We start from the raw sequence: 22,185 nt of genomic DNA, 5'->3' as shown, positions 1-22,185 counted from the left end.
TGATTGCAGGGTCTTTACTCGCCGAACAAACTGGCAGTCGCATCACCTGCCGCCGCTGCAGACAAACCAGTCGTTTGCAGCGAAGAGGTCGATTGTAGATCGAATTCTTTCCCGCTGACAAGTGGTTTGACTGGAAATTTTTCAGGGAGTCTCTACAGAGGTGGCCGACCCGCCTTTTATGCGCCGTGACAGGTAGGCCAGTGCCTCTTCCACCTGGTCCACCAGCACTAGGCAGAGATCGCCCGGCGTCAGCCGATCCAGCGCCGTATCGATCGCCAGGAACTCGCCGCGAATCTCGTCGATCCGGGTCGTGCGCGCGGCATTGCCCAGCCCTTCTCTCAACAGGCCAATCACCTCGCCGTCTTCCCGGCCGCGCTGACAGGCATCCTGATAGAGGATCACGTCGTCGAACGCGCCACCCAGGATCTGCGTCTGTTCACGGATGTCCTGGTCGCGACGATCCCCCGCACCACTGATCACCACCGAGCGCCGTTTCGCCGGCAACGCCTCGACCGCACTGACCAGCGCCCGCATCGCATCCGGGTTGTGGCCGTAGTCGGCGATCACGGTGGCGCCACGGTAGTCCATGACGTTGAAGCGTCCCGGCGCGTTATCGGAGTCGTTGACGAAACTCGCGAGCCCCCTGCGGATCGAATCCCAGTCCAGTCCTGCACCCCACGCCGCCGCCACGGACGCCATGACGTTCTCGACCTGGAATCCGATGGCGCCATTGCGGGTGATGGGGATGTCGCGCAGCGCGATCAGCTCGCGACGCGCACCCTGCGCAGCAACCAGATGCTCCTGGTCTATATAGACACAACGCTTGCCCTGCGCACGGTGGGTCGCCATCACCGGATGCTGCCGGTCGGCCGCAAAGAAGATCACCTGCCCGGGGCAGGTCGCTGCCATCGTGACGACGATCGGGTCCGCCGCATTGAGCACGGCGTAGCCGGTGGTCGCCACGTTCTGCACGATCACCCGCTTCAGCACGGCCAGATCCTCGACCGTGGTGATGTAGTTCAGCCCCAGGTGGTCGCCGGCGCCGATGTTGGTGACCACGGCCACCTGGCAACGGTCGAAGCCCAGTCCTTCGCGCAGCACGCCGCCACGCGCAGTCTCGAACACCGCGGCATCGACTTCCGGATGCATCAGCACATTGCGCGCGCTGCGCGGGCCGCTGCAGTCACCGCTGTCGATCTGGCGGCCGTGGACGTAGACGCCGTCGGTGTTGGTCATGCCAACGCGCAGGCCACTGGTGGCGAACAGGTGCGTGATCAGGCGGGCGGTGGTTGTCTTGCCGTTGGTCCCGGTGACGGCGACCACTGGAATGCGGCCATCGTCGCCTGGCGCATAGAGGTGGCCGATCATGGCCTCGCCGACCGGGCGGCCTTTACCGTAAGACGGCGACAGGTGCATGCGCAGGCCCGGCGCCGCGTTGACCTCGACGATGCCGCCGTCCTGCTCCTCCAGCGGACGCAGCACGCTCTCGCACACGACATCGACGCCGCAGATGTGCAGCCCGACCATCTGTGCCGCGGCCACGGCACGCGCCGCCACCTCGGGATGCACGTCGTCGGTCACGTCGGTCGCGCTGCCGCCGGTGCTCAGGTTGGCGTTGTTGCGCAGGCTGACGCGCTGGCCCTTCTCGGGCACCGACGTCGGCGTGAGGTGTTGCAGCGTCAGGCGCGCCACCGCGATGTCGTCGAAGCGAATCTTGGTGAGCGACGTCGCATGGCCGTCGCCGCGGCGCGGGTCGGCGTTGACCGCATCGACCAGCTCGCGCACGGTATGCACACCGTCGCCGATCACGTGCGGCGGATCGCGGCGCGCAGCGGCCACGAGATGGTGGCCGACGACCAGCATGCGGAAGTCGCTGCCCGGCAGGTATTTCTCGACCAGCACTTCGCCGATCTCGGCCGCGGCTGCGTAGGCCAGTTCCAGGTGCGCGCGGTCCACGATGTTCACCGTCACGCCCTTGCCCTGGTTGCCGTCGAGCGGCTTGAGCACCACCGGCAGCCCGATCTCGCACGCGATCTCCCACGCATCGTCGACCGACGACGCAGGACGCCCGATCGGCACGGGCACGCCGGCAGCGTGCAGCAGCTTCTTGGTCAGATCCTTGTCCTGGGCGATCGACTCGGAGACGGCGCTGGTCGAATCGACCTCGGCGGCCTGGATGCGGCGCTGGCGCGAGCCCCAGCCGAACTGCACCAGACTGCCCTGCGTCAGACGCCGGTACGGAATGCCGCGGGCCACCGCCGCTGACACGATGGCGCCCGTGCTCGGGCCGAGGCGGACGTCCTCGTCGATCTCGCGCAGGCGGGCAATGGCGGCGGTCACGTCGAAGGCCTCGCCGGACAGCGTCGCCTGAACCAGCTGCTCGGCGAGTTCCAGTGCCAGCCGGCCGACGTCTTCCTCGCTGTATTCGACAACGACCTGATAGACCCCCGGCTCGACCGTGGCCGACGTGCGGCTGAAGGTCACCGGGCAGCCGGCCTGCGCTTGCAGGGCCAGCGTCGCGGTTTCCAGCACATGCGCCAGCGAGATGTCACCGCGTTGCGCACCCGCAGGCACGGCACCAATGCCGGGGAAGCGCGCCCGCAGCCGCGCTTCGAAACCCGGCAGCAATGCAATCGCGCGCTCGTTGTCGGCACACGAAACGATCGCCTCGACCGCCGTGTGGCGGCTCCAGAGGTTGGGGCCGCGCAGGGCCCGAATGCGTGAAACGTCCATCAGTGGGTCACGGTCCGGTCAAGAGTGGGATTCACGAGCGCGTCGGGCTCGATGCGAAAGTTTCGAGGCCGGCAGCCATCAGCTCGGGCGCGATGCCCAGCGCCCAGCCCGCAGCCAACGCGGCCAGCACGATCGACGGCGCCAGCAGAATGCGCCGCCGCTGCAGATCGACACACACCACTTCAGCCGTACCGGTGGCCAGCACGACCCGCGAGGCGCGCAGCAGCACCACACGGCCGCCCTGCGCCCGGTGGGCCGCCACCGTCTCGTTGTCCTCGGCGAGCAGGCTGTAGAACAGCACCTCGCCGTCGGACAGGCGGGCCATGTCGGCAATGCGCTCGTCGTCGGCATTCAGCACCGCAGCCCCCTCGGGCAGCACGGTGTCCACCTGGGTGCGCATCACGCGTGGCATCTGCTCGGTGTCGCGGATGTCGTGGCGCTCCAGCGTCTCGGCGCCACCCAGATCGGTGACCACGCCCACGTGGCAGCGGTCATAGGGCAGGCCATCGTCCAGGATGGTGGCCGCCCCGTTCTCGATCACCACGGTCTGCACTTCGCGGTTCATCAGCAGGCGGTGGCCACTGGCCCAGTTGGCGCAGTCACCGCGGCCGACCCGGCGACCCGCCAGAAACAGCCCGTCACGGCAGGCCAGCCCGACGTGCCGCCCGCTCAGGTGGACGAGCCACGCCACGAGCTGCGCGATGTCGGCGGTGCCCTGCGAGCCGGCCACGCCGACCACGGGGATGCGCCCGCTCGCGTCGTCGGCGAACAGGTGGTTGACGATGTCGCGGCCCACCGGACGCGGCATCCCCTCGGCCGGCTTGAGGTGCATCAGCAGGCCGGGGCCAGCATTGACCTCGACGATCGCACCGCCCTGCGCCTGCAGCGGCTTCGAGATGTCCTCGGCCACCACGTCGATGCCGGCGATGTCCAGCCCGACAACCCGCGCCGCCAGCGACACGATGTGGTCCACCTCGGGGTGGACCTGGTCCGTGCAGTCGATGGCGACATTGCCGTTGCGCTGGATCAGCACCTTGCGGCCGGCGGCCGGCACCGCGTGGCCGCTCAGGCCCTGGCGCTGCAACTCCAGCACGACGACGTCATCGTGCGTGATGTCGAGGCGGTTGAGCGGGAAGTCCTCGGTCGTGCCGCGGCGCGGGTCGGAGTTGATCTGGCTGTCGATCAGCTCGACCACCGTCGAGCGGCCGTCGCCGATCACCCAGGCCGATTCACCCCGTGCGGCGGCCACCACCCGGCCCCCCACCACCAGCAGGCGGTGTTCCTCGCCGGGGATGAAGCGTTCGACCAGCACTTCGCTGCCGTGCTGCTCGGCCAGGCGGTAAGCGGCTTCGATTTCCTCACGGGTGCGCAAGTCCAGCGAGACCCCACGGCCATGGTTGCCATCGGTGGGCTTGATCACCACCGGGCCGCCGATGTCCTCGGCCGCACGCCAGGCCGCCTCCGGGCTGTCGACGATCTCGCCTTCGGGCACCGGCACGCCACAGGCCTTCAGCAGCGTCTTGGTCAGGTCCTTGTCACCCGCGATGCCTTCGGCGATGGCGCTGGTGAGGTCGGTCTCGGCGGTCCAGATGCGGCGCTGGGCGGAACCGTAGCCGATCTGCACCAGGTTGCCGTCGTTCAGGCGGATGTGGGGGATGCGCCGGTCGGTGGCCGCACCGACGATGCTGGCCGTGCTCGGGCCGAGGTAGCAGTCGTCGATCTTCTCGCGCACCCGCTCGACCGCAGCCGCCACATCGAACGACTCGCTGTTGACCGCGGCCATCAGCAGTGCGTGGCCTTCCGCCAGTGCGGTACGCGCCACCTGCTCGTCACGGGCGCGGAACACCATGCGGTAGACGCCGTGCTGCGAGGTGCTGCGCGTCTGGCCGAAGCCGGTGGGCATGCCCGCCAGATTCAGCAGCTCGATGACGACGTGTTCGAGCACGTGGCCCGCCCAGGTGCCTTCCTGCAGGCGCTGCAGGAAACCGCCGCGCTCGCCGACACCGCAGTGGTGTTCGATCAGCGCCGGCAGCATCGCCGTCAGCCGGGCATTGAACCCGGGCAACTGGTGCGACGGCCAGTCCTCCAGCTCACCCAAGTCCAGCCAGACCTCCAGCACCGGACGGTAAGTCCAGACATTGGGGCCGCGCAGGTAGGTGATGCGCTGCAGCGTGATGTTTTCTTTCTTGGTCATGTCCTGCGGAGCTGGTGTTGGGCTCAAGGCGCCGATTGTGCACAACGTTCCTTGCGTCAAGTCATCGTCCTTCATTCGCGGTCCGTTGAACACGGGTGACATTCATCTGAATAAATCTGACACGGATGGCTTGCGCCAGAATTCGGCATCCCCGAGAACAAGATCCCATGCATTCACACCCAGCCGACACCCCGATGGTCACCCTTCTGCCCCAACTTCTCCCGGGAGAGAACGCCGTGGGCACCCTGGAGGTTGACCTCGACGAGGCCCTGCACTTCTCGCGCAGCACGCTGCTCGTGACAGATCGCCGGCTGTTGTGGGTTCGCGCGGGTGCCGCCGACTGGGCAGGCGTGTGGTCGCTAGGCGACAGCCTGTCGCTGCGCCACCACGACCACGCCGGCGTCGGCACGCTCGAACTGCACGATGCACAAGCCCAGCGCGCGGTGTGGCGCTTCACGCTGGGCTTGAACGTGCAGGCCCAGCGGCTGGCGCGGCAGTTCGAGCGCCAGCGCGAGGCGCTGCGCAGCTCCACTGCCTCCGCCCGCGAGGACGACCACGACCCCACCACCTGCCCGACCTGCCACGCCCCGCTGCCACCCGACAGCGACGAGTGCGCCGTCTGCACCCGCGAGCTGTCCACGCCGCCGTCGACCTGGGTGCTGCTGCGGCTGTGGCGCTTCGCGAAGCCGTACCAGTGGAAGCTGCTCACGGGATTCCTGCTGACGCTCGCGTCCACCGCTGCGACGCTGGTGCCGCCCTACCTGACCATCCCGCTGATGGACAAGGTGCTGATCCCGTTCCAGAACGGGCACCAGATCGACCCCGCCTATGTCATGCAACTGCTACTCGGGCTGCTCGGCGCCGGACTGCTTGCCTGGGGACTGGGCTGGGCGCGCACCTGGCTGCTCGCGATCGTCTCCGAGCGCATCGCCGCCGACCTGCGCACCACCGCGTTCGACCACCTGCTCGGCCTGTCGCTCGACTACTTCGGCGCCAAGCGCACCGGCGACCTGATCGCCCGCATCGGCTCGGAAACCGACCGCCTGTCGGTGTTCCTGTCGATGCACGCGCTCGACTTCGCCACCGACGTGCTGATGCTGGCCATGACCTCGACCATCCTCTTCTCGGTCAACCCGTGGCTCGCGCTGGTCACCCTGCTGCCGCTGCCCTTCATCGCCTGGATGATCCACCTCGTGCGCGACCGGCTGCGCACCGGCTTCGAGAAGATCGACCGCGTCTGGGGCGACGTGACCAACGTGCTGGCCGACACCATCCCCGGCGTGCGCGTGGTCAAGGCGTTTGCCCAGGAAGCCCGCGAATCGAAGCGTTTCCACGAGGCCAACGCCGCCAACCTCGCCGTCAACGACAAGCTCAACAAGACCTGGAGCCTGTTCACGCCGACCGTGACGCTGCTGACCGACATCGGCCTGCTCGTCGTCTGGGGCTTCGGCATCTGGCAGGTCAGCAAGGGCGAGATCACGGTCGGCGTGCTGACCGCCTTCCTCGCCTACATCGGCCGCTTCTACGGTCGGCTCGATTCGATGAGCCGCATCGTCTCGGTGACGCAGAAGGCCGCCGCCGGCGCCAAGCGCATCTTCGACATCCTCGACCACGTCTCCAACGTGCCCGAACCCGACCAGCCCGTGCCGACCGGTCAGTTGCAGGGCGCGGTACGGCTCGACAACATCGGTTTCCGCTACGGCAGCCGCTCGGTGATCCGCGGCATGAGCCTGGACATCCGCCCCGGCGAGATGATCGGGCTGGTCGGCCACAGCGGCTCGGGCAAGAGCACGCTGGTCAACCTGATCTGCCGCTTCTACGACGTCACCGACGGCTCGATCCGCGTCGATGGCACCGACATCCGCCGCTTCGCCGTGGCCGACTACCGCCGCCACATCGGCCTGGTGCTGCAGGAGCCGTTCCTGTTCTTCGGCACCATCGCCGAGAACATCGCCTATGGCCTGCCCGGCGCCACGCGCGAGCAGATCATCGCCGCCGCCCGCGCCGCGCACGCGCACGACTTCAACCTGCGCCAGCCGCAGGGCTACGACTCGCTGGTCGGCGAACGCGGCCAGGGCCTGTCGGGCGGTGAACGCCAGCGCATCTCCATCGCCCGCGCGCTGCTGATCAACCCGCGCCTGCTCATCCTCGACGAGGCCACCGCCAGTGTGGACACCGAGACCGAACGCGAGATCCAGAAGGCGCTCGACAACCTCGTCCAGGGCCGCACCACCATCGCCATCGCCCACCGCCTGTCCACGCTGCGCAAGGCCGACCGGCTGGTGGTGATGGACCGCGGCGCGGTGGTCGAGGTCGGCACGCACGACGAGCTGATGGCCGCCGAAGGCCACTACTTCCGTCTCTACGAAGCCCAGGCGCGCCGCACGGACGCCGCCGACGAGGACGGCGACTCCGAGCACGACCAGAACCTGCTGGCCCACCAGATCCCGCAGCCGTCGGCCCACGGCCAAGCCACCTCCTGACCTCGACGAGCCGTCCCATGTTCCAGCTTGATCGCCATCCCAGCGGCCGCCTCGCCTACACCGGCGAAGACGGCGCCACCCACCACGGCGTCACGCCCGTGCGCGCCTTTCCGGTCACCGCGCCGGACGCCGGCCTGTCCCTCGTCAGCGCCGAAGGGCATGAGCTGGTCTGGGTCGACCGGCTCGACGCCCTGCCAGACCGGCAGCGCACGCTGATCGAGGAAGAACTGGCCCACCGCGAGTTCATGCCCGAGATCCGGCGCGTGGTGTCGGTGTCGACCTTCTCGACGCCCAGCACCTGGACCGTGGAGACCGACCGCGGCCCGACCACGCTGGTGCTGAAGGTCGAAGAGGACATCCGCCGCCTGCCCGAGCGCGGCCGGCTGCTGATCACCAGCGGCCACGGCATCGTCTTCACCGTGCGCGACATGGCCGCGCTGGACCGCCATTCGCGCAAGCTGATGGAGCGCTTTCTCTGAGTCATTTCTCTGGGTTGCATCTCGACACCCGCGTGGTCCAATGGGTGACACAACAGGCGCTCCTATCACCATGCTCGACGACGACGACGAAAAGACCGTGATCGACTCCAAGGGACTGCGCTACAAGAGCAAGTCCGCCGGTTCGCCCTTCGGCGGCAAGGGCGCGTTCGTTGGCGGCACCATGTCCTGCCTGCTCTGCGGCAAGCACCGACCCCAGGCGATGCTCAAGAGCAAACAGGTGCTGGGCCGGCCGCAGAAGGTGTGCGCACCCAGTTGCAAGGAGCTGGACGAGATCCTGGCCCAGCAGCGCTGAAGCCAGCCACCGATCGGCGCGCCTGTGGCTGCAGATCCACGGCACCCGTGAACCAGGGGTAACCACACGCCCTGATCCAGTACATCCGCACCACCCCCCCGCGTCCGCGGCATACCCCGCACCACAGCGGCATGAAACGATCAACTCTTTGGTCCAAGCACCCGATTCTCGGGGCTGCCTGTTCATTTCTGCGGGGTTTTCATGTCATTCCAGCCCAAGGCGCGTCACGCGCTGGTTCGTGCAATGCTCACCGGCGGCCTGCTGGCCAGCGGCCTGTCGTTTGGCTCGGCCGCCCAGGCAGCCATCTCGTTCCAGTTCAACTTCCTGGACACCGCGGGTACGGGGTTCAACGACGCCAGCACCGGCGCCAGCCGCCAGACGGCCCTGAACACCGCAGCGACCATGTTTTCCAGCATGTTCGGCACCTATTTCAGCAACTCGGGCACCGTCGTCCTGGACGCCACGGCCACCGACGCCCCGTTGAGCGGCACCCTCGCCTCGGCAGGCAGCCAACTCACGCTGGCGGGCAGCGCCCCCAACGGCTTCAACGTCGGCGAAGTCGTCCGCACTAAGCTGCAGACCGGCACCGACCTGAACGGCGCCGCCGCCGACGGTTCGGTCGACGTCAACTTCGGCCAGAGCTGGCAACTGGACCCCAATGCGGCGGTGGGTGGCAGTCAGTTCGACTTCTACAAGGTGGTGTTCCACGAGTTCACCCATGCCCTGGGCTTCTCGTCGCTGGTCAACCAGGACGGCTCGGGTCTGTTCAGCGGCAACCACTGGGGCGCCTTCGACCAGTTCCTGACCGACAAGAACGGCATTGCCGTGGTCAGCGCCGGCACGTTCGCCACGAACAGCACCTGGACCACGGCCAGCATTGGCGGCACCAGCCCGGGCGCCGGCATGTTCTTCAACGGCACGCACGCCGTGGCGGCCAATGGGGGCAACCTCGTCGGGCTGTACTCGCCCACCACCTGGGAAGACGGCAGCAGTGTCTCGCACATCGATACCGACAATCCGGCCTATGCCGGTCAGATCATGCTGCACTCGGCCAGCCCGGGAAGCGGCATCCGCACCTACAGCGCCATCGAGGTCGGCATGATGCAGGACATCGGCTACTCGGCCATCGCGGCCGTGCCGGAGCCGGAGAGCTACGCGATGATGTTCGCCGGCCTGGGCGTGGTCGGCTGGATGGGCCGTCGCCGCCGCAGCAACCGCAGCACCTGAACCACCCACCGGAGCCCCGATGCCTGGACACACCTTCCGCTCGGTCCTCCGCACGCTCGGCCTGGGCGTGCTGACCCTGATCGGAAGCGCCACACCGGCATCGAACAACCCCACCGTGCCGGCCAGTGGCCCGCCGCGCACCTACCGGATCGAGGACGTCCGCATCCACATGGTCCGCGCGGAGGGCCGCTCGACCGGCCCCCCTCGGCAGTTGCTGCTGAGCGGGGCCGGCCCCGGCAGCGCCGTGCTGGAACAGCAGGGGCAGCGCCGCCAGGGGGTCTGGCCGCACGGGGACCTGGTGGCCCTGCTCAACGCCTTGTACCGGCTCCAGTTCTTCAGCCTGCCGGCACAACTCACCGACAGGCAGTCGGTCTTTCTGCGGGACGACGGCACCGTGCAGATGCAGGTCCTGCGGCGGGTCGATGCACCGAGCACGCGCGTGTGCGTCACGATTTCGGACTATGCGCAGTGCGTGAGTTTCAGTGCGGAAGGATCGGCGGCGCTGGGCCAGATGGTCGATCAGGCGTTCAGCAACGCCGAGCGTCTGGTCAGCCCGTGACCGCCGACCCGGTGTGCCCCGGCGCACCCGCCCGCAATTCCTCGAACGACATCAGCCGCCCCGCGATCGCGCTGGCGGCCACCGTCGGCGGACTCGCCAGCCAGACCTGACCCGGCCCGGAGCGACCGGGGAAGTTGCGGTTGATGGCACTCACCGTCACCTGCTCCGCATCGGTCGAGGACCCTGGCCCGCAGTTCGCGCAGGCGCCGCAAGCCGGCTCCAGCAGCTCGGCACCCACCGCCTCGAACGCCGCCAGATACCCTTTCGCCGCGCAGTAGTCGCGCACGGCGGCCGTGCCGAACTGCAGGTACAGCCGCACGCCGGGCGCCACCCGCAGCCCGCGCTCCGCCGCCCAGACCAGCACCGCGTGGTAATGGTCGAAGTCCTCGCGCTTGCCCGCGGTACAACTGCCGCCATAGGCGATGTCGATAGGCACCCGCTCCTCGGGCGGCAGATCGGCCAGCGCCACCCCCCGCCCCGGATCGCCCGGACGTGCGACGAACGGCGACAGCCCCGCCGCGTCGATGCGGACCACCGCGGCATACGTCGCCCCCGGATCGCTGCACATCCACGGCGTGATGGCGATGTCCACACCGCGCCGCTCGCGCACGAAGCGCACCGTCTCCGCGTCCGGCTCGACCAGCCCGGTGAAGCCGCCAAGTTCCGCGGTCATGTTGGTCAGCGTCGCCCGCTCGTCGGTGGACAGCGCCCGCACCGCGCTGCCGCCGAACTCGAACACCTTGCCGACACCCGCACCACTGCGAATCGCCGGTTCGGCCAGCAAATGCAGCACGAGATCCTTGGCCGTCACGCCTTCGGGCAGCTCGCCGTCCACCTCGATGCGCAGCACCTCGGGCATCGCCAGCCGCACCGCACCCGTGACGAAGGCGTTGGCCATGTCGGTCGTGCCCACCCCGAAGGCGACGCAGCCGAGCGCGCCGCTGTGCGGCGTGTGCGAGTCGGTGCCGACCAGCAACTGCCCCGGCAGCGCGTACTGCTCGGCCATCACCGCATGCGAGATGCCCTGCGAGCCGGTGTTGCCGGGATCACCCGCTTCGAGGGCCTGGAGGTAGCCGTGGTCTTTCAAGCCGTGGCGGGCGACGAAGGCCCGGTGCGCCCGCGACAGCCCGAGCACGTCGCCGACCAATCCCTGCGCGACATGCACCGGGCTGCGGTGGACGTAGGACAGGTGGTCCTCGAAGCAGACGATGCTCGCCGGATCGTGCAGCGCCAGCGACGTGCCGATGCGCTCGCCCAGTTCGTCGAGCAGGTGGGCGCACATGCCGGTGTAGTACTCGTGGATGAAGCGCAAATCGGCGCGCACGAAGCCACCTTGCCCTGGCGCGACAGGCGCGGTCGGCGTGTCAGGCGTGGCCAGGGCGTGGCGCGCGATGATCTTCTCGAACAGCGTGCGCGGCCGGTCATCCGAGGTGGCATCGGGGATGCGCTGCGCCTCGGCCAGCTTCGCCTGCCCATACGCCAGCAAGCCACCCGCCCGCACGATCGCTGCCGACAGCGCGTCCCGCCCGGCCAGCAGCGCGTCCAGCGCGATCGGCTCGCCGCGCCGGATGCGCTCGACGAGGCCGAAGTCCGTGGACGTGAACAGCCCGACGTTGTCCGCGTTCTGCCGGTAGATGCGCTCGAAGCTCTCGGCGATCACCAGCCGCACGCCAGCCGAGCGTTCCGCCACGACGGCGTGTTCGCGGGAACTGCCCTTGCCGTAGCGGGCCCCGGCGACGAGCACCTCGATGCCCGCCGCCCGGATCGCGTCCGGGCCGATCGGGCGCTCGCCAGCCGCCGTGAAGCCGGTCAGCGGATAACGGCCGAGCGCGGCGTCGAAATGCACCATCGCCGGCAGCGGGATGATCTCGTCGGTGGAGACCTCGTCGCGCAACGGCCGGGCGGCGGCCTCCACCAGCGCCACGCCGCCGAGCTGCCTCCGCACCCGGTCCGGGTCGGCGCTCAGGAACAGCACCCGCGGCGCGAACCGGATCGTCTCGGCCATCATCCACCCGGTCACTGCAGCTCGATCCCCGCCTTCTTCACCAGCTTGGCGTACTTGGCCATCTCGCTGCGGAAGAACTGCTGCGCGTACTCGGGCGTGCTGATGCTGATGGTGTTGCCCTGCTTGGCCATCGCCTCCATCACCTCGGGCGCCGCGAATGCGACGACCACCGCATCGTGCAGGCGCTTCACGTCCACCGCCGGCAAGCCCTTCGGCCCGATGAAGCCGAACCAGCCCTCGACCTGGTACCCCGGCATGCCCTGCTCGACCATGGTCGGGATGTCCGGTGCGGCGGCCAGGCGCTGCGCCGCGCCGGTGCCGATCGCCCGCAAGGCGCCGCTCTTGATGTGCTGCTGCACCGACGGCAGCGCCGCCACGCCGATCTGCACCTGCCCGCCGATCAGGTCGGTCAGCATCGGGCCGACGCCCTTGTACGGGATGTGGCGGGCGGTGGCGCCAGCCTCATCGACGAACATCTCGGCCGCCAGGTGCAGGATCGTGCCGTTGCCCGACGACGCGTAGGTCATGTCGCCCGCCTTGGCCTTGAGCAGCGCGGCCAGCTCCCGGGCGTTGTTCGCCGGCACCTTCGGGTTGACCACGACGATCAGCGGCGTCGAGCCGACGATGGCGATCGGCGTGATGTCGTTGATCGGGTCGAAGGGCAGCGACTTGTAGACGCTCGGGTAGATGACGTGGTTGTTGGAGACGAAGCTCAGCGTGAAGCCGTCCGGCGCCGACTTGACGAGCGTGGTCGTGCCGAGGATGCCGCCCGCGCCAGGCTGGTTCTCGACCATGACCGGGTGGCCGAGCGCCTTGCTCAGCGCGCCTTGTGCAGCGCGGGTGATGGTGTCCACGCCCGAAGCGGTGGCCACTGGCAGCACGATGCGGATCGGCCTGTCCGACTGCGCGTGCGCAGCGCCGGCCGCGCCGAAGCCGGCCAGGGTCAGCGCACTGAGCTGGCGCAGGGTGTCGCGGCGGGTGGGATGGGTCATGGCTTGTCTCCGGTGTGGTTGTGGTTGTGATCTTGGTCTTGGTCTTGGGTCGTGGTCAGGCGATCACCGTCTGCGCGCGCAGCGCGTCGATCTGCGCGGCGTCGTAGCCGATGCTCTCCAGCAGCGCCGCCGTGTGCTCGCCAAGGCGGGGCGGGTCGAGCCGCACGCCCAGGCGCTCGCCGTCCATCGTGATCGGGAACAGCGTGGCCTTGACGGTCTGCCCGGCGCGCTCGCCATCCGGCAGTTTCATGTCGGCCAAGCCGCCCGTGGCGAGCAGGTGCGGGTCGTCGAGCAGGTCTTCCGGCCGGCGGATCGGTGCGAACGGCAGCCCGACCCGCTCCATGGTCGCCGACAGCTCCGCCGCGCTGCGGTGCGCCAGCCGCTCGCGCAGCGCGGGCATCAGCCACGGCCGCGCCTTCACGCGGTCATTGTTCAGCGCAATCGAGGTGTCCGCCTTCAGGTCGTCCAGCCCGAGCGCATCGCAGAACGTCCCCCACTGCGCATCGCTCACCGCCGCCAGGAAGATCTGCTCGCCATCCTTCACCGTGAACACGTCGTAGACCGCCCAGGGGCTTTCGCGGGCGGGCATCGGTGCGGCGGGCTTGCCGGTCATCGCGTACTGGAGCATGTGCTGGCCGACGAGGAAGACGTTGTTCTCGAAGAGCGCCGACTGCACCTCCATGCCGCGCCCCGTGATGCCCCGCTGGATCAAGGCGCCCAGCACGCCGATCGCGCCGAACAGCCCGCCCATGATGTCGTTGACGCTGGTGCCGGCGCGCAGCGGGTCGCCTGGCCGGCCGGTCATGTAGGCCAGGCCACCCATCATCTGCACCACCTCGTCGAGCGCGGTGCGGTGGTCGTACGGGCCGGGCAGGAAACCCTTGTGGCTGGCGTAGATGATCCGAGGATTCACGGCGTTCAGGCTGGCGTAGTCAAGCCCGTACTTGCCCATCGTGCCGGGCTTGAAGTTCTCGGCGACGACATCCGCGCTCGCCGCCAGCCGGCGCGCCACCTCGGCCCCCTCCGGATGGTGCAGGTCGATCGCGATGCTCTTCTTGTTGCGGTTGAACATCGGGAAGAAACCCGTGCCCGCGCCGAGCAGCCGCCGCGTGCGGTCGCCGTCGATCGGCTCGATCTTGATGACTTCGGCGCCCATGTCGGCAAGCACCATGCCGCAGGTCGGGCCCATCACCATGTGCGTGAACTCGACGACACGCAGGCCGTTCAGCGGTTGGGGCGGGGTGTGGGTGGGCGTCGTCATGGGAATCGAGGTCATCGGGATCATGCGGTGAGCAGGGTTTTCGGGAGGCCGGCGCGCCAGAGGCTGCCGTGCAGAGGTTCGCCGTCGAGCCACTGTGCCACGCGCTGGCGCAGGGCGATGAGCGCGTCGAAGTCGAGTCCGGTCGGCACGCCCATGCTGGCGAAGAGGTAGGCGACATCCTCGGTCGAGACGTTGCCGCTGGCCCCCGGCGCGTGCGGGCAGCCGCCGATCCCGGCCAGACAGGCGTCGAAGCGGCGCACGCCGATCTGCCACGCGGCATAGACATTCGCCATGCCGAGGCCGCGGGTGTCGTGGAAATGACCGCAGGTCAGTCGATCACCGACCGCCGCGAAGCCGCGCTCGAACACCCGCGCCACCTGCAGCGGATCGGCATAGCCCACCGTGTCGGCCAGCCCGACCCGCTCGGCGCCCGCGTCCAGCGCGGCCTGCAGCAAGCGGATCACCTCGTCCTCGTCCACCCGGCCCTGGATCGTGCAGCCAAACGCCGTGCTCAGCCCCACTTCGAGCACACAGCGCGAACCGCTTGCATCCCGCAGCGCCCGGATGCGGCCGATCTCGGCGATCACCTCGTCGGGCGTCTTGCGCAGGTTGGCCAGGCTGTGCGCGTGGCTGGCCGACAGCGGCAGCAGCATCAGGTCGGCGCCGCTGTCGAGCGCGGCCTGGGCGCCCCGCAGGTTCGGCACCAGCACCGAAGTGGTCAGCCCCGGCAGCGTGCGCGCCACGGCGACCAGCTCGGCGGTGTCGGCCAACTGGGGCAGCAGCCGCGCCGGCACGAAGGAGCCGACCTCGATCTCGCGCAGCCCGGCAGCATGGGCGGCGCGCAGCCAGTCGAGCTTGTGTTCGGTGGGCAGCGTGCGGGCGAGGCTCTGCAGGCCGTCGCGCAGGCCGACCTCGCGGACGGTGACCGGGGAAATGTCGGAGTGAGTTTGCATGGTGGACCGCACTCTAGGCATTCCAGATGGCGCCGTCAGTGCTATTTTGGAAGGCTTGGCGTTCCCGTTCGGAACGGCACTGGAACGTATTCGGGAGAACCCGCCCATGCAACGCCCGCTCGACCCTGTCACGCTGCGCCTGTTCGTCGCCGTCTGCGAGGAAGGCCACATCGCCCGCGCCGCCGAGCGCGAGGCCATCGTCGCCTCCGCGGTGAGCAAAAGGCTGGCGGCATTGGAAGAGGAACTCGGCGTCGCGCTGCTGGTGCGCAACCGCCGCGGCATGGAACCCACCGCCGCAGGCGAGGCCCTGCTGCGGCGCGCCCGCGAGGTGCTCGGCGGCATGGAGCGGCTGCGCGCCGAGCTGAGCGAATTCGCCAGCGGCGTGCAGGGCAGCGTGCGCGTGCTGGCGAGTCCTTCGGTGCTGGCCGAGCACCTGCCCGACGACCTCGCCCGCTTCCTGGCGCAGCACCCCGGCATCCAGGTCCAGCTCGACGAGCGCGTCAGCCCCGACATCGTGCGCAGCGTGCGCGAAGGTGCGGCGGACCTCGGCGTGCTGTGGGACGCGGGCGACCTCGCCGGCCTGCAGACCCAGCCCTACCGCCAGGACCACCTCTGCGTGGCGATGCCGATGGGCCATCCCTGGGCGCGCCGGCCGCACCTGCGCTTCGAGGACACGCTGGACCAGGTGACGGTCGGGGTCGCGCCGGGCGGACTGATGGACGCGCTGCTGCGCAGGCAGGCGGCGCTGCTCGGGCGGCTGCCGATGCAGCGCATCCAGGTGTCGAGCCTGGACGCCGCCTGCCGCATCGTCGCGGCGGGCCTCGGGCTGGCGATCCTGCCCCGGGAAGCCGCCGCGCCGCACGCCGACGCCGGCCGGCTGGCGCTGGTGGCGCTGGATGAGCCGTGGGCCGAGCGGCGCTTCGTGGTCTGCCACCGGGCCGAGCCGCTGCTGTCGGCCAGCGCGCGGCTGCTGCTGGCGCAGCTTCAACTGTGGATGTAACTCTCCAGTTGCGCGATCACGAACTGCTGCTCCGAGATGATTTCCTTGACCAGGTCGCCGATCGAGATCAGGCCGACCAGCTTGCCGTGGTCCATCACCGGCAAGTGGCGCAGGCGCTTGTCGGTCATGAGCGCCATGCATTCCTGTGTCGTGGTGGCCGGGGTCACGAACATCACGTCCGCCGTCATCACCTCGCTGATCGGGGTGCCCGTGGACGTGCGGCCACGGACCTCGACCTTGTGGGCGTAGTCGCGCTCCGTGAAGATCCCCAGGATGCGGGTGCCCTCGACGATCAGCAGCGAGCCGATGCGCTGTTTGGCCATCAGCTCGATGGCATCGCGCACGGTGGCGCTCGGGAGCACGGTGTGGACGGCGTGGCTGGGCTTGGACAACAGGATCTGGGCGACGGTGCTCATGTGGAATCCTCTTCAGCGTGGCAAAGCAGGGTGACGTCGCCATCTTCTCCCAGAACCGCCCGGCGCACAGCCCTGTCAGACTGCTCGATTTTCCCAGTATCGGAACGACAGGAATGTGATGGCGCAGTTTCCCCAGGGGTATCGCCAAATCGAGCAACGCTGCAATGCCGGGGAGCGGCGGGTGTTGCAGCAACTGAAACAGTGTCTGGACGACGGACACCTCGTCTGGCACAACGTGCCGATCGGCCCACGCGCCCGGCAACCGGATTTTGTCGTGCTCGGGCCGCGCATGGGCCTGCTGCTGCTGGAGGTCAAGGACTGGCGCTGCAGCACCGTCCTGCACGCCACGCCCGACGCCGTCACGCTGCACACCGAGCGTGGCCCCGTCACCGAGCACCATCCGCTGCGCCAGGCGCGCGACTACGCGATGGAGCTGGTCGATCTGGTGCAGCGCGACCCGGCGCTGGTCCACGACGACGGGCCGTACCGCGGACGGCTGCTGTTCCCGTATGGCTGGGGCGCCGTGTTCTCGGGCATGCAGCGCAGCGAGGTGGCGCAGCGACCCGGCTTCGACGCCGTGTTCCCGCCGGCGCACACGCTGCTGCGCGACGACCTGGACGACAGCGTCGATCCCGACACCTTCCAGCAGCGGTTGCTCGGCCTGTTCACCGTCCACTACCCGCACACGCTCACGCCCGCGCAGCGCGACCGCGTCCGCTGGCACCTGTTCCCCGAACTCCGGCTGAACACCGAGCCGGTCGAGCCGGACACCGAGCCACCGCCGGTCCCGGACCTGCTGCAGGTGATGGACCTGCCGCAGGAACAGATCGCACGCCGACTGGGCAGCGGCCACCGCGTGGTCCACGGCGTCGCCGGCTCGGGCAAGACGATGGTGCTGGTGCTGCGCGCGCAGATGCTGGCCGCAGCCGCGACGGCGGAACATCCCGTCCTGGTGCTCTGCTACAACCGCGCGCGGGCCGACCAGCTGGATGCGCTGGTCCGCCAGCGGCCGGTGGGCGACCGGGTGCAGGTACGCACCTTCCACCGCTGGTGCCAAGAACTGCTGCGCCGCCGCGGCATCGACCTGCCCGCCGAGCCAGGCAGCGAGGCCTTCTATGCCGAACTGCCGCGGACCGTGGCACAGGCGATCACGGACGGCCGGATCCCGGCGGGCGGCTACAGCGCGGTCCTGATCGACGAAGCCCATGACTTCGACGACGACTGGCTGCGCACCGCCGCGTGCATGGTCTCGCCGCACACGCGCAGCCTGCTCGTCCTCTACGACGACGCGCAGTCGATCTACCAGACGAGCCGGCGGCGCTTCAGCTTCGCCAGCGTCGGCATCCAGGCGCAGGGCCGCACCAGCGTGCTGCGGCTGAACTACCGCAACACCGCCGAAGTGCTGACGCTGGCGCTGGCCTGCGCCCAGGGCCTGCTGCTGCCCGGCGAACCGGCACGCCTGCGGCCCGACGACGAGGTGCAGACCGTCCCCCCGGCCACCTCCGGCCGCCACGGCCCGAAACCCGTGCTGCTGCTCGCCCAGGATCCCGCGGACGAAGCCGAGCAGATCGCCGAGCGCATCGGCGCGGCCCGCAAGCGCGGCGTGGCCTGGAGCGACATCGCCGTGCTGTGCCGCACCCGGGCGCAGCTCGCGCCGATCGCACAGGCGCTGCAGCGGCGTGGCTGGCCGGTGGAATCGATGGGGGAGACCGACTTTCGCCGCTTCGACTGGCAGCAGTCCCGCATCCGGCTGCTGACGCTGCACAGCGCGAAGGGCCTGGAGTTTGCCCTCGTGCTGGTCGCTGGACTGCAGGCGCTGCCGTGGCGCGGCGAGTCGCTGGACGACGCGGCGCGGCTGCTCTATGTGGCGATGACGCGGGCCACGCACGCGCTGGTGCTCTCGGCGTGCGGCGCCTCGCCGATCGTGGAACGCGTGCAGCAGGCGCTTTCGGGCGCGGAAAAACCGCTGGCGACCCCTGCCTAGAGCTTGCACTCCAATGATTGCTGCATTGCAGCAAATCACTTGCATCCTGGCGTGATCGTTCTATACTTCATTCCATGCTGCAATGCAGCAAAACTTTTCAGGAGCCACACCATGACGATCAACACCGAACAACTGGCCGCCGCGAACAAAGCCAATCTGAACACCCTGGTCGAACTGACCCAGAAGGCGTTCGCCAGCATCGAGAAGCTCGTCGAGCTGAACATGCAAGCCGCCCGCGAATCGATGGAGCAATCCGCCGAGCAGGCCAAGGCCGTGCTGACCGTCAAGGGCCCGCAAGAACTGGCTGCCCTGCAACAGGACTTCCTGAAGCCGGCGCAGGAAAAGGCCATGGCCTACGGTCGCCAGGTCTATGAAATCGCCACCTCGACGCAAGCCGAAGTGACGAAGATGGCCGAAGCTCAGATCGCCGCTGCCAAGACCCAGTTCAGCACGCTGGTCGAAGAAGCCACCAAGAACGCCCCGCAAGGCAGCGAAGCCGCCATGGCCATGGTCAAGTCCGCCATGACCAACGCCTCGACCGCGTTCGAAAGCGTGCAGAAGGCTGCCCAGCAAGCCACCAACCTGGCTGAAACCAATCTGAAGAACCTCGGCGAAACCGCCGAGAAGGCGACCAAGGCCGCTGTCAAGCGCCGCGGCTGATCGCCGACGCCGTGTTCTGAACCAGTTGTCTCCTCGGTGCCTGCTCTGCAGGGATCGATTCAAGCCCGGCTTCGGCCGGGCTTTTTTTCGTCTGGTGGCGACTGGCGTCAGCGCCGGCCGAAGGTCAGCGGCAGTCCGTCCTTCGGCCGCAGCGTGACGTTCAGTTCGGCGGTCGGACGAATTTCTTCCCCCGACTCCACCGCCAGCGTGTACCGCTGCAGCAGCATCGCGGCGACCAGCGTCATCTCCAGCACCGCGAAGTGCTGGCCGATGCACACCCGCGGCCCCGTGCCGAACGGCAGCCAGGCACCGCGTGGCAGCGGCGGCGCATCGGCGGTGAACCGCTCGGGGCGGAACACCTCCGGCTCGGGAAACCAGCGCGGGTCGTGGTGCAGCACCCACGGCGTCAGGCGCACGAGGCTGCCGGCCGGGATGCGCCACGGGCCGACCTGTGCGTCCTTCACCGCCCGCCGGCTCATCAGCGCGGGCACGGGCGGGTACAGCCGCATCGCCTCCTTGAGCGTGGCGCCCAGCCAGTCGAGCCGGGGCAGGTCGGCGGGCGTCGGGTCGCGGCCGGCCAGCACCTGATCGACCTCGTCGCGGGCGCGGCGAGCGATCTCCGGGTGCTCGGCCATCAGGCGGCTCCACCACAGCAGCGCCGTGGCCGAGGTCTCGTGGCCGGCCTGGAAGATCACCAGGCACTGGTCGTGCAGCTCGGCGCGGCTCAGACCGCCGCCCGTGGCCTCGGGATCCCCGGCGTCCTCGTCGCGGGCCGCGAGCATCATCGCCAGCACGTCGTCCGTCGGCACGGCGGCGGGGTCGGCCGACTGGGCGTGCAGGCGGGCGTCGATGTGGTGGTCCACCAGCCCGTGCAGCGTGCGCAGCGCCCACCGCTTGCGGGCCTTGCCGGGCAGCGGCAGCCAGTCCGGCAGCGTCAGCGGCAGGAACATCTCGCGCATCGCCTGCCGGCCGAGCGCCTGCGTCGCCTCGCTGGCCTCGCGGGCTTCGTCACGCGCCTGGCGGCCGAACAGGGTGCGCAGGATCACGTCCATCGTCAGCCGCGTCATCAGCGCGTCCACCTCGACACGGGCGCTTGCCTGGCCGGGGGGCACGGCGTCGTCGAGCGCCCGCCGTGCCGCGTCCACCATCAGCGCCGCATAGCCCGCCACCCGGCGCGGCGCGAAGCCAGGGCGCAGCAAGCGGTGCTGGCGCTTCCACGTCTCGCCCTCGACAGTGAGCAGCCCCTGGCCGAAGACCTGCGAGAAGACCTCGATGCCGCGCTCCCAGCGGATGAAGTGGTCCGCCTGTTCCACCAGCACGGCCCGCACCAGCTCCGGCGAGAACACGTCGTAGGCGTGCTCGGGGCCGATGTGCATGTAGGTGATGTCGCCGTGCGCGTGCTGCAGGCGCTGCACGAAACCAAGGTAGTCGCGTGACAGGGCGCGCAGCAGCGGCAGCCCCCACCAGGGGCTGGGCGGGCCGGGCGGACGCGGCACGGCGGCGGGGGGCGTGGTCAGGGTGGTGTTCATGGTGCGCCGATGCTGCACCGGGCCACGGCCGGTTGTCTTGAACGAATTCGACAGCCAGGGGCAGGATGGACCGCCCTACACTGCCCCGCATGCACGAGGTCAGCCCTTCCGATGAAGCCCGCCTGTGGCTGCCGCGCCTGTCGCTCACGGCCTGCCTGCGCGCCGTGCTCAGCCGCAGCACGCTCGGTCGCCCGCCCGCCGAGGCCCGCGGCGTCAACCACTTCCCGGCCACGCCGGTCTGCACGATCAGTTGGTTCTTCGAAGGCCACAGCGAATGGCTGGACCCGACGCTGGCGCCGATGCCGACCGACCCCGTGCGCTTCAGCGGCCCCCAGACCGGCCCGACCACCAGCCGCGACACCGGGCCGGGCCACGGGATGATGCTGATGCTGCTGCCGGACGCGCTGCACGCGATGACCGGCCTCGATCCGAGCGCCTGGATCGACCGCACCGTGGCTGCGCACGCGGTGCTGCCGCCGGACTGGCTGGCGTGGGGCGAGGCGGTGCGGCGGGCGGCGGATGACGAGCGGCGCGTGGCGCTGATCGCGAACTTCCTGGAGGCCCGCTGGCAGGCCGCACGCCCCGCCTCCACCGCCGTGCTGGGCAGCCCGCTGCTGCACGACTGGACGCAGGGGCTGGCGCTGCGGGCGGCCAGCTCGGCGCCGGGACGCAGCCTGCGGCAGTTCGAGCGCCGCATCAAGCGCTGGACCGGTCAGCCGCTGCGCCAGCTCAAGGGCATCAGCCGCACCGAGGTGGTGTTCTTCGAGGTGCTCGCCGCGCAGCAGCGCGGGGCGGTCGATTGGGCCGATGTCGCGGTGCTCGGCGGGTTCGCGGACCAGTCGCACCTGTGCCGCGAGACGCGCCGCGTTACCGGCTTCAGCCCGGAGGAGCTGCGCCAGCGGATGCGGGGGGAGGAGAGTTTCTGGGTGTACCGGCTGTGGGGGGCGGTGATGGAAGGGGCGCAGGCAGAACGTCCCGCAGGGCGAAGCGATAGGGGTAGTCGTCCAGCACTGGGTCAGGATCACGGCTGAAGTGCTCGACCTCCCGCCGCCGGGCCTTGTTGCGTTCGGGGGTGTCGAGTCCGTAGAGCTGGATGGTCCTGTTCGCCCGGTGTCGATCCGCCTCGCTCGCATCCGGTCGGGGCTGCAGGCGACCTGTGCGGTGATCCAGCAAGAAGAAGTCCTCGAAACAGTAGCCCGGCTCATCCGGCTGCAGCAACGCTGCGTCAAACAACTCGCGTTTGGTGGACTGGCAGACTGTCCTGGTCAAGTTATTTCGCACAGCCCGACAGGTTGTGTGATTGCCGATTGCTGCTCGAAGGCATTGGGAGGCAAGTTGCCCAGTGTGGAGTGCAGACGCACGCTGTTGTAGAAGCTGACGATGTAGTCGGCGATGTC

The 22,185-nt window shown here is 69.3% G+C and carries 17 protein-coding genes; 9 read left to right on the top strand and 8 right to left on the bottom strand.

All coding sequences use genetic code 11. The features are described 5' to 3' along the window. Nucleotides 1-141 precede the first annotated feature (141 nt). Nucleotides 142-2,733 (bottom strand): cyanophycin synthetase, encoded by a 2,592-nt coding sequence (gene cphA / locus RMP06_RS18930; RefSeq protein WP_310463351.1) that lies wholly within the window; start codon nt 2,731-2,733, stop codon nt 142-144. Nucleotides 2,734-2,764: 31 nt separating this feature from the next. Next, nucleotides 2,765-4,927: a cyanophycin synthetase gene (locus RMP06_RS18925; protein ID WP_310463350.1), complete on the bottom strand. Its 2,163-nt coding sequence runs from the start codon at nt 4,925-4,927 to the stop codon at nt 2,765-2,767. Nucleotides 4,928-5,094: 167 nt separating this feature from the next. Between RMP06_RS18925 and RMP06_RS18920 the strand changes: the two genes are divergently transcribed. The 5 genes from RMP06_RS18920 to RMP06_RS18900 all read left to right on the top strand — a co-directional run bounded on the left by RMP06_RS18920 (nt 5,095) and on the right by RMP06_RS18900 (nt 9,988). Beyond that, the gene (locus RMP06_RS18920) at nt 5,095-7,410 is read left to right on the top strand and encodes a cyanophycin metabolism-associated ABC transporter (protein ID WP_473964760.1); all 2,316 of its coding nucleotides are present in this window, start codon (nt 5,095-5,097) and stop codon (nt 7,408-7,410) included. Nucleotides 7,411-7,427: 17 nt separating this feature from the next. Next, on the top strand, nt 7,428-7,889 hold the full coding sequence (locus RMP06_RS18915; RefSeq protein WP_310463349.1) for a cyanophycin metabolism-associated DUF1854 family protein: 462 nt from the start codon (nt 7,428-7,430) through the stop codon (nt 7,887-7,889). Between the two features lie 70 nt (nt 7,890-7,959). Then, nucleotides 7,960-8,202: a hypothetical protein gene (locus RMP06_RS18910; protein ID WP_310463348.1), complete on the top strand. Its 243-nt coding sequence runs from the start codon at nt 7,960-7,962 to the stop codon at nt 8,200-8,202. Between the two features lie 201 nt (nt 8,203-8,403). Then, entirely contained in the window at nt 8,404-9,429 is a 1,026-nt protein-coding gene (locus RMP06_RS18905) for a PEP-CTERM sorting domain-containing protein (RefSeq protein WP_310463347.1), read from the top strand. 19 nt (nt 9,430-9,448) lie between these two features. Continuing rightward, nucleotides 9,449-9,988 (top strand): hypothetical protein, encoded by a 540-nt coding sequence (locus RMP06_RS18900; protein ID WP_310463346.1) that lies wholly within the window; start codon nt 9,449-9,451, stop codon nt 9,986-9,988. Here RMP06_RS18900 and RMP06_RS18895 read toward each other — a convergent pair. Genes RMP06_RS18895 through RMP06_RS18880 form a run of 4 tightly spaced genes read right to left on the bottom strand, consistent with a single transcriptional unit; the run spans nt 9,978 to nt 15,199 of the window. Continuing rightward, nucleotides 9,978-11,996: an aconitase family protein gene (locus RMP06_RS18895; RefSeq protein ID WP_409050205.1), complete on the bottom strand. Its 2,019-nt coding sequence runs from the start codon at nt 11,994-11,996 to the stop codon at nt 9,978-9,980. The two genes, RMP06_RS18900 and RMP06_RS18895, sit on opposite strands and share 11 nt — an antisense overlap. Before the next feature lie 8 nt (nt 11,997-12,004). Then, on the bottom strand, nt 12,005-12,985 hold the full coding sequence (locus RMP06_RS18890) for a Bug family tripartite tricarboxylate transporter substrate binding protein (RefSeq protein ID WP_310463344.1): 981 nt from the start codon (nt 12,983-12,985) through the stop codon (nt 12,005-12,007). A 55-nt stretch (nt 12,986-13,040) separates the two neighbouring features. Beyond that, nucleotides 13,041-14,261 (bottom strand): CaiB/BaiF CoA transferase family protein, encoded by a 1,221-nt coding sequence (locus RMP06_RS18885; protein ID WP_409050204.1) that lies wholly within the window; start codon nt 14,259-14,261, stop codon nt 13,041-13,043. A gap of 5 nt (nt 14,262-14,266) precedes the next feature. Then, nucleotides 14,267-15,199, bottom strand: a complete 933-nt coding sequence (locus tag RMP06_RS18880; protein ID WP_310463342.1) for a hydroxymethylglutaryl-CoA lyase — start codon at nt 15,197-15,199, stop codon at nt 14,267-14,269. A gap of 106 nt (nt 15,200-15,305) precedes the next feature. Here RMP06_RS18880 and RMP06_RS18875 point away from each other — a divergent pair, with 106 nt between their 5' ends. Further along, on the top strand, nt 15,306-16,199 hold the full coding sequence (locus RMP06_RS18875) for a LysR family transcriptional regulator (RefSeq protein ID WP_310463341.1): 894 nt from the start codon (nt 15,306-15,308) through the stop codon (nt 16,197-16,199). Here the strand turns inward: RMP06_RS18875 and RMP06_RS18870 are convergent. Continuing rightward, nucleotides 16,184-16,615 (bottom strand): CBS domain-containing protein, encoded by a 432-nt coding sequence (locus RMP06_RS18870; RefSeq protein ID WP_310463340.1) that lies wholly within the window; start codon nt 16,613-16,615, stop codon nt 16,184-16,186. The genes RMP06_RS18875 and RMP06_RS18870 overlap by 16 nt on opposite strands. A gap of 118 nt (nt 16,616-16,733) precedes the next feature. Between RMP06_RS18870 and RMP06_RS18865 the strand changes: the two genes are divergently transcribed. Then, nucleotides 16,734-18,599 (top strand): 3'-5' exonuclease, encoded by a 1,866-nt coding sequence (locus tag RMP06_RS18865; RefSeq protein WP_310463339.1) that lies wholly within the window; start codon nt 16,734-16,736, stop codon nt 18,597-18,599. Between the two features lie 111 nt (nt 18,600-18,710). Next, entirely contained in the window at nt 18,711-19,259 is a 549-nt protein-coding gene (locus tag RMP06_RS18860; protein WP_310463338.1) for a phasin family protein, read from the top strand. Between the two features lie 107 nt (nt 19,260-19,366). Here RMP06_RS18860 and RMP06_RS18855 read toward each other — a convergent pair whose 3' ends face one another. Further along, entirely contained in the window at nt 19,367-20,788 is a 1,422-nt protein-coding gene (locus RMP06_RS18855; RefSeq protein WP_310463337.1) for a cytochrome P450, read from the bottom strand. A 65-nt stretch (nt 20,789-20,853) separates the two neighbouring features. Here RMP06_RS18855 and RMP06_RS18850 point away from each other — a divergent pair, with 65 nt between their 5' ends. Next, nucleotides 20,854-21,819 carry a helix-turn-helix domain-containing protein gene (locus RMP06_RS18850; protein ID WP_310463336.1) on the top strand — a complete coding sequence of 322 codons (966 nt, stop codon included), beginning with the start codon at nt 20,854-20,856 and terminating at the stop codon, nt 21,817-21,819. Nucleotides 21,820-22,185 lie beyond the last annotated feature (366 nt).

The sequence above is a fragment of the Sphaerotilus sp. genome, from assembly GCF_031429695.1.
Taxonomy (GTDB): Bacteria; Pseudomonadota; Gammaproteobacteria; order Burkholderiales; family Burkholderiaceae_C; genus Sphaerotilus.
Note: the sequence above shows the minus strand (reverse complement) of the source record. Positions and strands in the feature narration are given on the sequence as shown.